This is a genomic window from Streptomyces sp. NPDC126497 (assembly GCF_040302425.1).
Classification (GTDB): domain Bacteria; phylum Actinomycetota; class Actinomycetes; order Streptomycetales; family Streptomycetaceae; genus Streptomyces.
On sequence record NZ_JBEORT010000143.1, the window covers coordinates 1 to 14465 of the forward strand.

Genomic DNA, 14465 nt, shown 5'->3' on the forward strand with positions numbered 1-14465 from the left:
CCCGCGCGCCTCGCTGCCCGTCTCCTTCGCGCTCCAGCAGCTCCAGCAGCTGCTGTTCTCGATGATCGTGCTGGTCGTCGTGATGCTCGCGTTCCGCAGCATGCCCGACCTGTCGTGGCTGCTGGTGGTGCCCGCGCTGCTGCTGCAGTTCGTGTTCAACACCGGGCTGGCGCTGGTCTTCGCGCGGATGGGCAGCAAGACGCCCGACCTGGCCCAGCTGATGCCGTTCGTGCTGCGCACCTGGATGTACGCCTCCGGCGTGATGTTCAGCATCCCGGAGATGCTGCGGGGCAAGGACGTGCCCGCCTGGCTCGCCGACGTGCTGCAGTGGAACCCGGCCGCGATCTACATGGACCTGGTCCGCTTCGCGCTGATCGACGACTACGGCTCGGCGTACCTGCCCCCGCACGTGTGGGCGTTCGCGCTGGGCTGGGCCCTGCTGGCCGGCGTGGTCGGCTTCGTCTACTTCTGGAAGGCAGAGGAGAGGTACGGCCGTGGCTGACACCACCGACCGGAGGGCCCCCACGGTCGTCGCCGACCGTGTCGACATCGTCTACCGGGTCAACGGCACCGGCGCCGGACGCGGCTCCGCCACCGCCGCCCTCAACCGCATGCTGCGCCGCAGGCAGACCGAGAAGGCGTCCGGTGTGCGCACGGTGCACGCCGTGCGGGGCGTGTCCTTCGTGGCGTACCGGGGCGAGGCCATCGGCCTGATCGGCACCAACGGCTCGGGCAAGTCGACCCTGCTCAAGGCCGTCGCCGGGCTGCTCCCGGTGGAGAACGGCCGCATCTACACCGACGGCCAGCCCTCCCTGCTCGGCGTCAACGCCGCCCTGATGCGCGACCTGACCGGCGAGCGCAACGTCCACCTCGGCGGACTCGCCATGGGCATGTCCCGTGAGCAGATCAAGGCCCGCTACCAGGAGATCGTCGACTTCTCCGGGATCAACGAGAAGGGCGACTTCATCACCCTGCCGATGCGCACCTACTCGTCCGGCATGGCGGCCCGGCTGCGGTTCTCCATCGCCGCCGCCAAGGACCACGACGTCCTCCTCGTCGACGAGGCGCTGGCCACCGGCGACCGCTCCTTCCAGAAGCGCTCCGAGGCGCGCATCCGGGAGTTGCGCGAGCGGGCCGGGACGGTGTTCCTGGTCAGCCACAACAACAAGTCGATCCGCGACACCTGCGACCGCGTGCTCTGGCTGGAGCGGGGCGAGCTGCTGATGGACGGGCCGACGGAGGACGTGCTCAAGGAGTACGAGGCGTTCACCGGGGGCACGGACAAGCCCCGCAAGCCGAAGCCGAAGGCGGTACCGGCACCCTCCTGAGGTTCCCGCCCGCGCGCCCCCTTCGCCGTATTGATGTCAATATGACCGAAGAGGAACACCGGGAACGCCCGGAGCGCCGAGCAGCCGAAGGAGCCCCGCGATGCCCGAGCTCAGCGTCATCGTCCACGGGCCGAACACCCAGGACCATCTGACCGGCCTGCTCGACTCCCTCGCCGGCCGCCCCCTCCCGGACACCGAGGTCGTCGTCGCCGCCGTCGGCGACTGGGCCCGCGAGACGGCGGAGCGGCACGCCTCCCGCGTCCAGGTGCTGCCCCTGCCCGACGGCACGTCCGACGGGGCGGCCCGGACGGCGGGGGCGGCGCGGGCCACCGGCCGCTGGCTGCACTTCGTCCACGCCAAGGACGGCCTGCCGCCCGGCAGCACCCGCACCGTCGCCGAACGCCTCGCCGGGCTCCCCGGCACCGGCACCGGCACCGTCGACGTGCTGCTGCTGGACCACCTCCGCAGCACCTGGCGCAGCTCCGGCCTGCCCTCGGCGGACGGCCCCCTGCTCGTCCGCGCGGGCCGCACCGACCTCGCCCTCGACGACAGCGCCTACCTGCTGCGCCTCACCCCGCTGCTCGGCACCCGCGTCCTGCGCGCCGGCTTCTGGCGGGCGCACGAGGACCGGCTCGGCACCGACGACGCGCCCCGGGCGGCCCTCGCCGCCCTGCTGCTCGCCGACCGCGTCGCCGCCCTGCCGCACCTCGCCTACGAGGACCGCCGGCTGCGGACCGCCGCCCTCCCGCCGGCCGCACCCGAAGAGCACTACGCGCTCGTCGACCGCTACGAGAGCCTCCTCGGCCTCGCCCGCGAGCGCCCCGCCGTCTACACCGTGCTGTACGAGATCATGGTCCGCGACTGCCTGCGCGCCTTCGCCCGCGGCGGCATGCCCGAGGACGTCGCCCGGGAGTTCTTCCGCAGGGCCGGGGCCGCCGCCCTGCGCCGCCGCCCCGAGGGCCACCGGCGCCCCGCCGGCCCGGAGGGCGTCCGCCGCTCCCTGCTGGAGGAGGGCGCCTACGGCAGGTACCGCGCCTTCCAGACCGCCAACCGCGCCCGTCGCGCCGTGCGGTCCACGGTGCGCACCGGCCGGCGCCGGCTCGGCGCCCGGGTCCGCGACCAGCAGTACCGCAGGGCCCTGCGCCGCCCCGTCGACCCCCGCCTCGCGGTGTTCGCCGCCTACTGGAACCGCGGGGTCGCCTGCAACCCGGCCGCGATCGCCGCGAAGCTCGCCGAGCTCGCCCCCGACGTCCACCCGGTCTGGGTGGTGACCGCCCAGAACGCGGCCCTGCTGCCGCCCGGCACCGACCACGTCGTGCCCGGCACCCGCCGCTACTGGGAGGTGCTCGCCACCGCGAAGTACCTCGTCAACAACGTCAACTTCCCGAACGCCGTGGTCAAGCGCCCCGACGCGGTCCACCTGCAGACCCACCACGGCACCCCGCTCAAGCGCATGGGCGTGGACCAGATACCGTTCCCGGCCGCCGCGCAGGGCCTGGACTTCGAGGCGCTGCTGGAGCGCGTCGACAAGTGGGACTACAGCCTCTCCGCCAACAGCCACACCACCCGCATGTGGCAGAGGGCGTACCCGTCCCGGTTCGTCTCCCTCGACCACGGCTATCCGCGCAACGACGTCTACTACACGGCCGGCGCCGACGACATCCGGGCGGTCCGCGCCCGCCTGGGCGTCGCGCCGGGCCGCCGGGCCGTCCTGTACGCGCCCACGCACCGCGACTACGAGGCCGGCTGGACGCCGCGCCTGGACCTCGCCGCGCTCGCCGACCGCCTCGGCGAGGACACCGTGCTGCTGGTGCGCGCCCACTACTTCTACGACGGCGCCGCCTCCCCGCTGACCGGCCCGCGCCGCTCGGGCCGCGTCGTGGACGTCTCCTCCTACGATCCGGTCGAGGAGCTGTGCCTGGCCGCCGACGTCCTGGTCACCGACTACTCGTCGATCATGTTCGACTACGCCAACCTGGACCGTCCGATCGTCGTCCACGCCGACGACTGGGAGACGTACCGCACCACGCGCGGCGTCTACTTCGACCTGATGGCGGAGGCGCCGGGCCCGGTGGCCCGCACCCAGGAGGAGCTCACCGGGATCCTCACCACCGACGCCTGGCGCGACGACGGCGCGGCGAAGGCACGGGCCGTCTTCCGCCGCCGGTTCTGCGAGTACGACGACGGCCGCGCCGCCGAACGCGTCGTGCGCCGGGTCTTCCTCGGCCAGGACGGGGCGTCGCTGCCGCCGGTGCTGCCGGTCGGGGAACGCACCCCGGCGCCGAGGCCCGAGGAGGCGTCATGAGCACCCCGCGGGTCCCCGACGTCACCGTCACGGTGATCGTGCACAACGACGCCGGACGGCTGCCCCGCGCGGTGGAGTCCGTGCGCCGCCAGACCCACCGGAACCTGGAGATCGTCATCAGCGACGACCACTCCACGGACGACACCCCCCGGGTGGCGCGGGCGCTGGCGGCCGCCGACCCGCGGATCCGGTGCCTGCGGCTGCCGGAGAACAGCGGCGGGTGCAGCGCGCCGCGCAACCGCGCCCTGGAGATCGCCCGGGCGCCGTACCTGATGTTCCTCGACAGCGACGACGAGCTCCCCGAGGGGGCGGTCGCGGCGCTGCTCGCCGCGCACCGCGCACGCGAGATCGACTTCGCGATGGGCGCGGTGCGGCGGATCCGGGTGGACACCGGGCGCCGCTCCACCTGGATGCCGCACCTCGTGCGCGAGCACCGCACCCTGGACGGCATCGAGGCCGACCCGCGGCTGTTCTTCGAACACCTGTCGACCGGCAAGATGTACTCCCGCGCCTTCCTCGACCGGCACGCCCTGCGCTTCCCCGAGGGCATCCACTACGAGGACCAGCTGTTCTCCGCCCAGGCGTACTGCCTGGCGAAACGGTTCACGATCGTCCCGGACCCGGTGTACCTCTGGTACGTCGCCCCGTACGCGGCCTCCGACGCGGCGTCCATATCCAACCAGCGGCACCTGCTCGGCAACGTCCGCGACCGGATCCACGTGCAGCGGCTGATCGACGCGTTCCTCGTGGAGAGCGGGCACGAGGCGCTGCGCGAGGACAAGGACCACAAGTTCCTGAAGCACGACTTCCGGATGTACGCGGGCGATCTGCCCCACCGGGACGAGGAGTGGCTGGCGGCCTTCGCGGACCTGGTGAACCCGTACCTGGAGACCCTGTCGCCGAACGCCTGCACCCGGCTGCCCCGGGCCGAGCGGGTGGTGCTCCAGCTGGTCCGCGACCGGCGCCTGTCCGAGGCCCGGTGGGCCGCCCGGGGGCTGGGGCACGAGGTCGCCCCGCGGGAGCTGACCACGGGCCCGGACGGCCGTACGTACTGGGGCGACCGGGTCCCCGGGTCGGCCGGCGCCCGCCGTGAACTGGACCTGACCGAGCTGGAGCCGGACACCCGCCCGTTCCCCGTCGCCTGGTTCCGCCACGAGATCACGGAGATCGCCCGGGGCCCGGGAGCCTGCGTCGACCTGACCGTGCGCACGTACGACCCGGCCCTGCGCCTCCCGGTCGGCCCGCAGCGCGCGAGCCTGCTCCTCTCCCCCGGCCGGCACCGCCTGACCGTCCCCTTCCGGCTCTCCCCGGTCCGCCCCGGCGTCTTCGAGGGCCGGGTCCGTCTCGACCCGGCGGGTGCACGCCTCCCGCTGAGCGGCTTCGCCGGGGTGCGCCATCCGCTGGTCCGGCTGACCTGCCGGGGGCGGAGCAACCGGGGACTGCTGCTGGCCCCGCCGGCCTTTCCCGCCCTGACCGTCCGCGTCCCGCGCCACCGGCTCACGATCGAGCCCGAGGGCCACGGCCCGGGCCGCCTCCAGCTCCGCTGGCAGCCGGTCGGCCTCACCGCGACCGTGCTCCACCCGGCGGCCCACCGCCTGGCCGGCCCCCGGACACGCCGGGCGGCCCGCCTGGTGACGAGCGTCCTCACCCCCTCCGGCTGACCCCGGCCCTCCGGCCGGACCCGGCCCCTCCGGCGCTTGAGGAGCGGGGTCCGGGGGCGGAGCCCCCGGGGTCGGGAACGGGAAGGGGCGGCGGGGACGAAACAAACCCTCCCCGGCCAGAACGGCGCCGCCACCCCTCAGGGCACCGCGTACAGCACCTCCCCCTCCGGCCCCCGCGCCACCACCCGCAGCCCGGCGCCGTCCAACGCACCGCCACGACCCACCACCCACCGCACCCCGTACTCCCGCTCGATCCCCCGCCGCACGACCGCCGGCGTCCCCTCCGCGAAGTACACCCCCGTGTCCGACACCCGCCGCTCCTCGTCCGGGAGGAAGAAGTCGGGATACCCCGGGGCGACCGTATAGGGCCCGTACGCCGGTATCTGGCGGGCCGCCCGCCCCTCGGCCATCACCACGTCCCCGTACCGCACCCACGGCGTGATCCAGTGGTACCCCGTCCACGGCTCCCGGTACCGGTCCTCCACCACCGCCGGCAGCGCACCGCGCGGCACCACGTAGCCCATCGTCCCCGCCTGCGCCCACCCGCCGAGCAGCAGCGCCCCGGCCAGCAGGACCGCCCACCCGGCGCGCACCCGGCGCCGCCCCGCCCGGTCCGGCCCGGCCGACCCGCCCGCCCCCACCGCCTCCAGCGCCGCCGCCACCTGCGCCGGGACCAGCGCGGCGGGCAGCGCGCGCCCCCACGCGTAGTGGCCGCTCAGCCACCCCGCCCCGACGACCACCGCCCCCAGCGCGAAGAAGAGGACCAGCGGATCCCGGCGCTCCCGCCGCCCCCGCGCGACCAGCGCGGCCACCCCCAGCAGCACCAGCCCGAACCGCGCGGCCGGCCGCTCGTACAGCACCCGGTGCACCGCCTCCAGCCCGCTCCCGGCGCCGAACAGTGCGAAGAAGTCGTAGTACGGCCACACCCACAGCGCCACCACCCCCGCCGCCGCCCCGGCGCCGAGCCGCGGCCACACCACGCGCCCGGCCCGCCCCGCCGCGAGCAGCGTGGCGACGGCGCCCACCGTGGCCACGACCCCCGAGAACTGGTGGCAGAGCAGGATCACCGCCCAGAGCGCCCCCAGGCCGAGCCACGCCGGCCACCCGGCCTCCCGGCGCAGCGCCCCCGTCAGCGACGCCCAGAAGTGGAAGGCGAGACCGAGGGTGAACGTGCTCGGGTACGACACCGTCAGCGCGAGCGAGCCGAGTCCGAGGAAGCCGCTCCACGGGAACGGGGTCGTGCCCCACAGCAGCAGCAGGCTCAGCAGGGCGAGCGCGGGCGCGGCCCGGTGCGCGCTCAGCGTCCGCACGTACCGCCGCACGCCCGTCACCAGCAGGGCCAGTCCGGCCGCGGCGGCCAGCCGCAGCACCACGAACACCGAGAGCCCGGACAGGCGGGCGACGGTGCCGAGCAGCAGCGTCCACGGCGAGTAGTACGGGCTCGGGGTGTCCGCGTCGACCAGCGGGTTGCCGGGGTGCAGCGGGCTGTGCCGCAGCCGCTGCAGGGTCGCCGCGTGCATGCCCAGGTCGCCGGCCCAGGGGAGCCGCACGATCACCAGGACCAGCAGGACCAGGAGCAGCCCGGCGCCGGCCAGGGCCCCGGTCCGTCCGACGGCCGCCGGACGGACCGGGGAGCGGCGCGCGCCGGTCCGCCCGGACGCGGCGGGCGACGAGGATCGGACAGTCACACTGGAGCCATTGCCCGTGGCGGCCCGCCCGCACCGGATCCCCACCGATACCCACCCAAGGCAGCACAACGCGCGGGGGCGCCCCGGGCCGTCGGGCCCGGGGCGCCCCCGCGCGTCCGCCTACGAGTGCGCCCGCAGCAGCGTCCGCATCGTCCGCATCGCCACCGACAGGTTGGCGAGGTCGAACGCCTCGGAGCCGTGGATCTCCTCCAGCGTGGTGCGGGCCCGGCCCAGCAGCGCCGCGTTCTTCCGCTCCCACAGCTCGAAGCGCTGCTGCGGAGTCGCCGAGCCGTCGCCCACCGCCAGCACGTCCGCGGTCACCGCCGCGTGCGCCGCGTACAGGTCCTCGCGGATCGCCGCGCGGGCCATGGACTGCCAGCGGTCGGCGCGCGGCAGCTCGATGATGCGGTCCATCAGCTGGGTGATGCGCAGCCGGTCCCCGAGGTCGTAGTACACCTCGGCGACGTCCAGCGGCTCCTTGCCCATCCGGTCGGCCACCGACACGATGTCGAGCGTCGGGAAGGCGGAGGAGAACCCGGCGACCCGGGTGGCGAGCTCGTCCGGGACCCCGGCGCCGCTCAGCTCGTCGTAGATCTTCTGGTACCAGTCCAGGTCCACACCGCGCAGCAGCTTCGGCAGCTGCGCCCAGACCTGCTCGACCCGCTCGGCGAAGAACTCCACGGTCTCCGCCAGCTCCAGCGGCTGCGGCCGGTTGTTGAGCAGCCAGCGCGTACCACGCTCCACCAGCCGGCGCGAGTGCAGCCGGATGCGGGTCTGGACGTCCGCGTCGACCGTGTTGTCGAGCCCTTCGACCGCGTCCCACACCACGGAGGAGCGGAAGATCGCGCGGGCCGCGGTCTGCGCCCGGACGATCTCCTCCAGCGACGCGCCGGTCTCCTCGCGCATCCGGTGCAGATACGTGGTACCGCCCGTGTTGACCGTGTCGTTGACCAGCACCGTCGTGGTGATCTCGCGGCGCAGCGGGTGGGTGTCGATCCGGTCGGGGAACTGCTCGCGCAGCGCCGTCGGGAAGTAGGCGTGCAGCAGCACCTTCAGGTACGGGTCGTCGGGCAGCGAGGTGTGCAGCAGCTCCTCGGCGACCGTGATCTTCGTGTACGCCAGCAGCACGGCCGTCTCCGGTCCGGTCAGGCCCTGCCCGGAGGAGAGCCGCTCGCGGATCTGGCGGTCGGTGGGCAGGAACTCCAGCGCCCGGTCCAGCAGGCCCTCGCGCACCAGGTGCTTCAGGAACCGCTGCTGGGCGTGGACCATGTCCTTGGACTGCGCCAGCGCGTTGGCGATGGCGGTGTTCTGCGCGTAGTTGGTGCGCAGCACCATGGCGCCGACCTCGTCGGTCATCTCCGCCAGCAGCTTGTTGCGCTGCTTGACGGTCATGTCGCCGTCCTTGACGAGGCCGTTCAGCAGGATCTTGATGTTCACCTCGTGGTCGGAGGTGTCCACGCCCGCGCTGTTGTCGATGGCGTCGGTGTTGAGCCGGCCGCCGTGCAGCGCGAACTCGATCCGGCCGAGCTGGGTCATGCCCAGGTTGCCGCCCTCGCCGACGACGGAGACCCGCAGGTCCCTGCCGTCGACGCGGATGGCGTCGTTGCCCTTGTCGCCGACGTCGGCGTTCGACTCGGTGGAGGCCTTGACGTACGTGCCGATGCCGCCGTTCCACAGCAGGTCCACCGGCGCCGTGAGGATCGTCTTCATCAGGTCGGCCGGGGTCATCTTGGTGACGCCGGACTCGATGCCGAGGGCCTCGCGGATCTGCGAGTTGAGCGGGATGGACTTGGCGCTGCGCGGGAAGACCCCGCCGCCGGCCGACAGCAGCCCGGTGTCGTAGTCCTCCCAGGAGCTGCGCGGCAGGTCGAACAGACGGCGGCGCTCGGCGTAGGAGACGGCCGCGTCCGGGTGCGGGTCGATGAAGATGTGCCGGTGGTCGAAGGCGGCGACCAGGCGGATGTGCTCGCTGAGCAGCATGCCGTTGCCGAACACGTCGCCGGACATGTCGCCGATGCCGACGACCGTGAAGTCCTGCGTCTGGGTGTCCACGCCCAGCTCCCGGAAGTGCCGCTTCACGGACTCCCAGGCGCCGCGGGCGGTGATGCCCATGCCCTTGTGGTCGTAGCCCGCGCTGCCGCCGGAGGCGAAGGCGTCACCGAGCCAGAAGTTGTACGACTCGGCGACCTCGTTGGCGATGTCCGAGAACTTCGCGGTGCCCTTGTCGGCGGCGACGACGAGGTAGGTGTCGTCCTCGTCGTGCCGGACGACGTCCGCCGGGTGCACGACCTCGCCGGCCACCATGTTGTCGGTGATGTCGAGCAGCGCCGAGATGAACGTCCGGTAGCTGGCGATGCCCTCCGCCAGCCAGGCGTCCCGGTCGACGTTCGGGTCGGGCAGCTGCTTGGCGACGAAGCCGCCCTTGGCGCCGACCGGCACGATGACGGTGTTCTTCACCATCTGCGCCTTGACCAGGCCGAGGATCTCGGTGCGGAAGTCCTCCCGGCGGTCCGACCAGCGCAGACCGCCGCGCGCGACCTTGCCGAAGCGCAGGTGCACGCCCTCGACGCGCGGCGAGTACACCCAGATCTCGAACGCCGGGCGCGGCGCCGGGAGGTCGGGGATGGCCTGCGGGTCGAACTTCATGGAGACGTAGTCGTGCGGCACGCCCGCGCCCGACTCCTGGAAGAAGTTGGTGCGCAGCGTCGCCTTGATGACCGTGAGGAAGGAGCGCAGGATGCGGTCCTCGTCGAGCGAGGCGACCTGGTCGAGGGCGGCGTCGAGCTCCTCGAGCAGCGCGTCCACCAGCTCGTACCCGGCACGCTGCCGGTCCGGCGACATCCGCGCCTCGAACAGGGAGACGAGCAGCCGGGTGGTGTGGACGTTGTGGCGGAGGGTGTCCTCCATGTAGTCCTGGCTGAAGGTGGAGCCCGCCTGGCGCAGGTACTTGGCGTACGCCCGCAGCACCACGGCCTGCCGCCAGGTCAGCCCGGCGCTGAGCACGAGGGCGTTGAAGCCGTCGTTCTCCGCCTTGCCGGTCCAGGTCGCGGCGAAGGCGTCCTGGAACCGCTCACGGGCGTCGTCCCCGAGGTGGTCGGCGCCCGTGCCCTGGGGCATCCGCAGACCGAAGTCGTAGATCCAGGCCACGCTGCGGTCCGCGCAGCGCAGCTCGTACGGCCGTTCGTCGACGACCTCGACGCCGAGCCGCTGGAGCACCGGCAGCACCGCGGACAGGGAGACGGCCTCGCCCTTGCGGTAGATCTTGAAGCGGCGCTCCTGGGCGCCGGCGCCCACCGGTTCGTACAGGCTGAGCGCGAAGTCCCGCTCCTCGCCGAGCTCCTCCAGGCGCGCCAGGTCGGCGACGGCGCCGCGCGGGGTGTGGTCGGCCTTGTAGCCCTCGGTGAAGGCGCCCGCGTAGCGGCGCAGCAGCTCGGCGGCGCGCTCCTCGCCGAACTCGGCGTTCAGCGCCTCGCTGAAGCCGTCGGCCCAGGAGCGGGCGGCCTCGACGAGGCGGGCCTCGATGCGCTCCTTGTCGGCGTCGGACAGCTCGGACAGCTCGGTGCCCCGCGGGACGCGGACCACGAAGTGCAGCCGGGAGAGGACCGATTCGGTGTTCCAGGCGGTGAAGTCGACGCTGATGCCGCCGAGCTCCTCCTTGAGGATGTCGATGATCCGCAGCCGGACACCGGTGGTGTAGCGGTCGCGCGGCAGGTAGACGAGGGCGGAGTAGTAGCGCCCGTACTCGTCCTGGCGCAGGTAGAGCCGGAGCCGGCGGCGCTCCTGGAGGTAGAGCACCGAGGTCACGATGGCCTGGAGCTCGCCGACCGGGGTCTGGAACAGCTCGTCGCGCGGGTAGGTCTCCAGGATCTGGAGCAGGTCGCGCCCGTCGTGGCTGTGCGGCGAGAAGCCGGCGCGCTCCAGGACCTCCTCGACCTTGCGGCGGATCACCGGCACCCGGCGCACGGACTCGGTGTAGGCGGCGGACGAGAACAGTCCGAGGAAGCGCCGCTCGCCGACGACGTTGCCGTCCGCGTCGAACTTCTTGACGCCGATGTAGTCCAGGTACGAGGGCCGGTGCACGGTGGCCCGGCTGTTGGCCTTGGTCAGCACCAGCACCTTGTGCTCGCGCGCCTTGGCGCGGGCGTCGGCGGGCAGCCGCTCGAAGGACGGGCTGACCGGGTGGCTCTCCTCGGTGGCGTGGTGCGGGTCGGAGCGCAGGATGCCGAGGCCGGTGCCGGGGACGGCGGCCAGCGAGTCGTCCTCGCGCAGCTGGTACTCGCGGTAGCCGAGGAAGGTGAAGTGGTCGTCGGCGAGCCAGCGCAGCAGCTCGCGGGCCTCCTCCACCTGCGGCGCGGGCAGGTCGGCGGGGACGTGCTCGTCGGGCAGCGACTCGGCCAGCGCGGTCGCGGCCTGGCGCATCTTGCCCCAGTCCTCGACGGCCTCGCGGACGTCGGAGAGGACCCGCAGCAGGTCGGCGGTGATCTGCTTGAGGTCGCCGCGGTCGGTCTCGCGGTCGATCTCCACGTGGATCCAGGACTCGACGTGCGCGTCGTGCGGGAGGTCACGCGTGTCCTGGGGGAGGTCGCCGCCGACCGGGGTGGTGAGCACCTCGATCAGCTTGCCGGTGACGTCCCGGCGGACCACGAACTGCGGGTGGATGACGACGTGGATGCCGCGCCCCTGGCGGGTCAGCTCGTTGGTGACGGAGTCGACCAGGAAGGGCATGTCGTCGGTGACCACCTCGACGACGGAGTGGCTGCAGGTCCAGCCGTTCTCCTCGACGGTCGGGGTGTGGACGCGGACGTTGGCCGTGCCCTGGGGGCGGCTCTCGGCGAGCCGGTAGTGCGAGTAGGCGGCTCCGAAGACGTCGACCGGGTCGCGGTCGGTCAGGTCCTCCGGGGCGGTGTGCAGGTAGTAGCGCTGGAGGAACTCGAGCACGGTGTCCCGGTCGGGCATGCCCTTGTCCGTCGTCCCAGTCGGCAGTTTCCCCCCGGCCGGGCTGTTCTCAGCTACCCGGGCCGCCCTTTCGAGCAGCTCGGCCTTGGCTTCGTCCAGCTTGGTCTGCATGGTCCTCTGGCTCCTGTCGCGCGCCGTTGCGTGACGTAGAAGGAAGTACGGTCTCCGACCTCGCGGTGCGGTGGTACGACACGGGGTGTCCGGTCTGTGCCGACGCTATGCCGTGAGGGAGGAGGAGCGGGGGTTTCTCGGCCGAATTCGACGCTTCCGATGGGTGTGACGCCGCCCTCTGCGACGCCCGTTCCCGGGAGGTGCGCCGCGTCCCGGGCGCCCTCTTGACGCCGTGCCGCCCGCGAAGACCAGCGGCCACCGCCCGGTCACGGATGTCGTCCGTGCCGCCCGGGCGCACAGCGGGGACGCCGAGGTCCCCGCGAGCTATCGCGCTGATCACGCCACCAAGGCTATCGCCCCGCACAGGGCCCCCGTCATGAGCCGTATGTGTACAAAAGAAGGCCCTGAACTTTGACGTTCTGCACAGTGCGCGCGCCTCAGGCGGCCGCCAGGCGCTCCGCCTCCGCGACGGCTTCCCGCAGGGTGTCCACCACCGGGACGCCCACCGCCTCCAGGCTGGCGCGGCTGTGGGAGCCGCCGGTGTACAGAACGGCGCGGGCTCCCACGTGCAGGGCGGCCAGCGCGTCGTCGGCCGCGTCGCCGATCACCACCGTGCGCGCCGGGTCGACCCCGGTCAGCGTGCCGAGGTGGCGCACCATGTGCTCCGCCTTGCCGCCCCCGGAGGGCCCGGTCCGCCCGTCGACCCGTACGAAGTGCGCCTCGATCCCGAAGCCCCGGACCAGCGGGACCAGTTCCTCGTGCCCGTACAGACTGAGGATCGACTGGCTGCGGCCCGCCGACACCCACGCCGTCAGCAGCTCCACCACACCCTCGGCGAGCCCGCACCGCACGTGGTGCTCCGTGTAGTGGCGGTGGAAGGTGGCGTCCATCAGTTCCCACTCGGCCGCACTGGGCAGCCGCCCCATCAGCCGCTCGTAGAACTTCGGCACCGGCACGCAGTACAGCTCCCGGTACCGCTCCAGCGTGATCGGCTCCAGGCCCAGCTCGGCGAAGGCCGCGTTCGTCGCCCCGATGACCGCGTCGACGTCGTGGAACAGCGTGCCGTTCCAGTCCCAGACGATGTGCGCGTCGTTGTGCGTCCCCATGCCCGAAAACGTACCCGTCCCCACCGACATCGGGGAGGGTCGCAGGTCAGCGGATCAGGTGGGGGATCTCCTGGGTGGCGTACCACAGCAGCTCGTGGTCCTCCGCCCCGTCCACCGTGAACTGCGCGTCGTCGTCCCCGCCGTCCGCCGCGGGCAGCGCGTCGGCGGCGGCCGTGACGTCCGCTTCCGCGTCCGCCGCGTCCACGTGCACCGCGGCCGCCTCGGCCAGCCGTACGGCGCCGGCGACCCGCACCTCGCCGAGGGCGGCCGGGTCGAGGCCCCGGTCGGGGTCGGTCGAGGCGGCGCCGTCGGGCACGTCCACGGCGATCACGACCCGGCGCCGGGGCGCACCGGCGTCCGCCGCCAGCAGCCGCAGGGAGGCCAGCGCGGCGCGGCTGAGCGCGGCGTACTCCAGCTCCTCGATGTCGTCGGAGAGGTACCACTCGCGCAGCGCGGGCGTCACCGCGTACGCGAGGAGGGGCCCGTCGCCCAGCACACCCGTCCGGTACGCCTCGGCGAGCCCGGGGAGGGTCAGGGGGACGTAGACGCGCATGTCGGCCGCTTTCGTGTGATCGGGGCTGCGGAGAGCCTTCAGGATACGTGCGGGCGTCCCCCATCGGGGCCCCGGCCGCGCCCCCGGACACGTCCACCCCCGTCCTGGAATTCACCCGGGACGCCCGCGCGGGCGCGGGACCGGGGAGCGCCGAACCACTCTGATGAGTGAACCTCCCCGCTCTCCCGACCCGCTCTCCGCCTCCTTGCCACCGCACCGCACGTCCCCGTACAAGATCCCCAACCACGAAGTTACCGCCCGGTACGGCTCCCCCCGCCGCCCCGGGCCCGTCGAACGGGGTCCCCATGCACAAGGTCATGACCAGAGCCCAGCACCGCCCCGCGGGCCGTCCCCCCACCACCCGCCGGGACTCCCGCCGCCCGGCGACCACGCCACCCCGCACACCCACGGGGAGGCCCGCCCCCGCGGCCTCCCGCGCCGACGGCCCGTCCCCCGCCGGCGCCACCGCCCCGCACACGGGCCCGGAGGGGCCCGCGGCCGCCGCCCGCACCGGTCCGGACCGCTCCGGCACCGTCCCGCCCGCGGGAAGCGCCGCACGGGTGTCGTCCCCCGGCAGCGGCCGGCCGTCCCTCACCGGTGCCGTCCCGCCCCGCGTCCCCGCCGGCAGGGCCGTTCCCGCCCCCTCCCCCGGCGGACGCCGGCCCGCCGCCGGGGCCGTCCCGACCCGCCCCGCCGACAACCGTCCGCCGGCCCGGGCGCCCCGGCTGCCCGTCCCGGCGGCGCCCCCGGCGCGGGG

The 14465-nt window shown here is 73.7% G+C and carries 8 protein-coding genes and 1 pseudogene; 5 read left to right on the forward strand and 4 right to left on the reverse strand.

Annotation, left to right across the window (positions count from 1 at the left end; genetic code table 11):
• The 4 genes from ABTY20_RS33125 to ABTY20_RS33140 form a co-directional block, all read left to right on the forward strand.
• Positions 1-502: ABC transporter permease (locus ABTY20_RS33125; RefSeq protein ID WP_352000851.1), on the forward strand; the 502-nt coding region annotated here is incomplete at its 5' end.
• Positions 495-1328, forward strand: a complete 834-nt coding sequence (locus tag ABTY20_RS33130) for an ABC transporter ATP-binding protein (RefSeq protein WP_352000852.1) — start codon at positions 495-497, stop codon at positions 1326-1328. The genes ABTY20_RS33125 and ABTY20_RS33130, both read left to right, overlap by 8 nt.
• Before the next feature lie 100 nt (positions 1329-1428).
• The gene (locus ABTY20_RS33135; protein WP_352000853.1) at positions 1429-3633 is read left to right on the forward strand and encodes a CDP-glycerol glycerophosphotransferase family protein; all 2205 of its coding nucleotides are present in this window, start codon (positions 1429-1431) and stop codon (positions 3631-3633) included.
• Entirely contained in the window at positions 3630-5294 is a 1665-nt protein-coding gene (locus ABTY20_RS33140) for a glycosyltransferase family 2 protein (protein WP_352000854.1), read from the forward strand. The genes ABTY20_RS33135 and ABTY20_RS33140 overlap by 4 nt, the downstream gene beginning before the upstream one ends.
• A 137-nt stretch (positions 5295-5431) precedes the next feature.
• Here the strand turns inward: ABTY20_RS33140 and ABTY20_RS33145 are convergent, their stop codons facing one another.
• From ABTY20_RS33145 to ABTY20_RS33160, 4 genes are all read right to left on the reverse strand, one after another.
• The gene (locus tag ABTY20_RS33145) at positions 5432-6982 is read right to left on the reverse strand and encodes a hypothetical protein (RefSeq protein ID WP_352000855.1); all 1551 of its coding nucleotides are present in this window, start codon (positions 6980-6982) and stop codon (positions 5432-5434) included.
• Between the two features lie 120 nt (positions 6983-7102).
• A complete protein-coding gene (locus ABTY20_RS33150) occupies positions 7103-12049 on the reverse strand; it encodes an NAD-glutamate dehydrogenase (protein ID WP_352000856.1) in 4947 nt (1648 codons plus the stop codon).
• A gap of 437 nt (positions 12050-12486) precedes the next feature.
• Complete coding sequence (locus ABTY20_RS33155) at positions 12487-13155, reverse strand: HAD family hydrolase (protein WP_352000857.1); 669 nt, start codon at positions 13153-13155, stop codon at positions 12487-12489.
• Positions 13156-13201: 46 nt separating this feature from the next.
• Complete coding sequence (locus ABTY20_RS33160; protein WP_352000858.1) at positions 13202-13708, reverse strand: DUF6912 family protein; 507 nt, start codon at positions 13706-13708, stop codon at positions 13202-13204.
• A gap of 317 nt (positions 13709-14025) precedes the next feature.
• Between ABTY20_RS33160 and ABTY20_RS33165 the strand changes: the two are divergent.
• A pseudogene (locus tag ABTY20_RS33165) lies at positions 14026-14465 on the forward strand (hypothetical protein); the annotation flags it as partial.

Coding starts and splice junctions, on each gene's coding strand:
- ABTY20_RS33135 (WP_352000853.1), top strand. CDS start 1,429: ATGCCCGAGCTCAGCGTCATCGTCCACGGGCCGAACACCCAGGACCAT.
- ABTY20_RS33140 (WP_352000854.1), top strand. CDS start 3,630: ATGAGCACCCCGCGGGTCCCCGACGTCACCGTCACGGTGATCGTGCAC.
- ABTY20_RS33150 (WP_352000856.1), bottom strand. CDS start 12,049: ATGCAGACCAAGCTGGACGAAGCCAAGGCCGAGCTGCTCGAAAGGGCG.
- ABTY20_RS33155 (WP_352000857.1), bottom strand. CDS start 13,155: ATGGGGACGCACAACGACGCGCACATCGTCTGGGACTGGAACGGCACG.
- ABTY20_RS33160 (WP_352000858.1), bottom strand. CDS start 13,708: ATGCGCGTCTACGTCCCCCTGACCCTCCCCGGGCTCGCCGAGGCGTAC.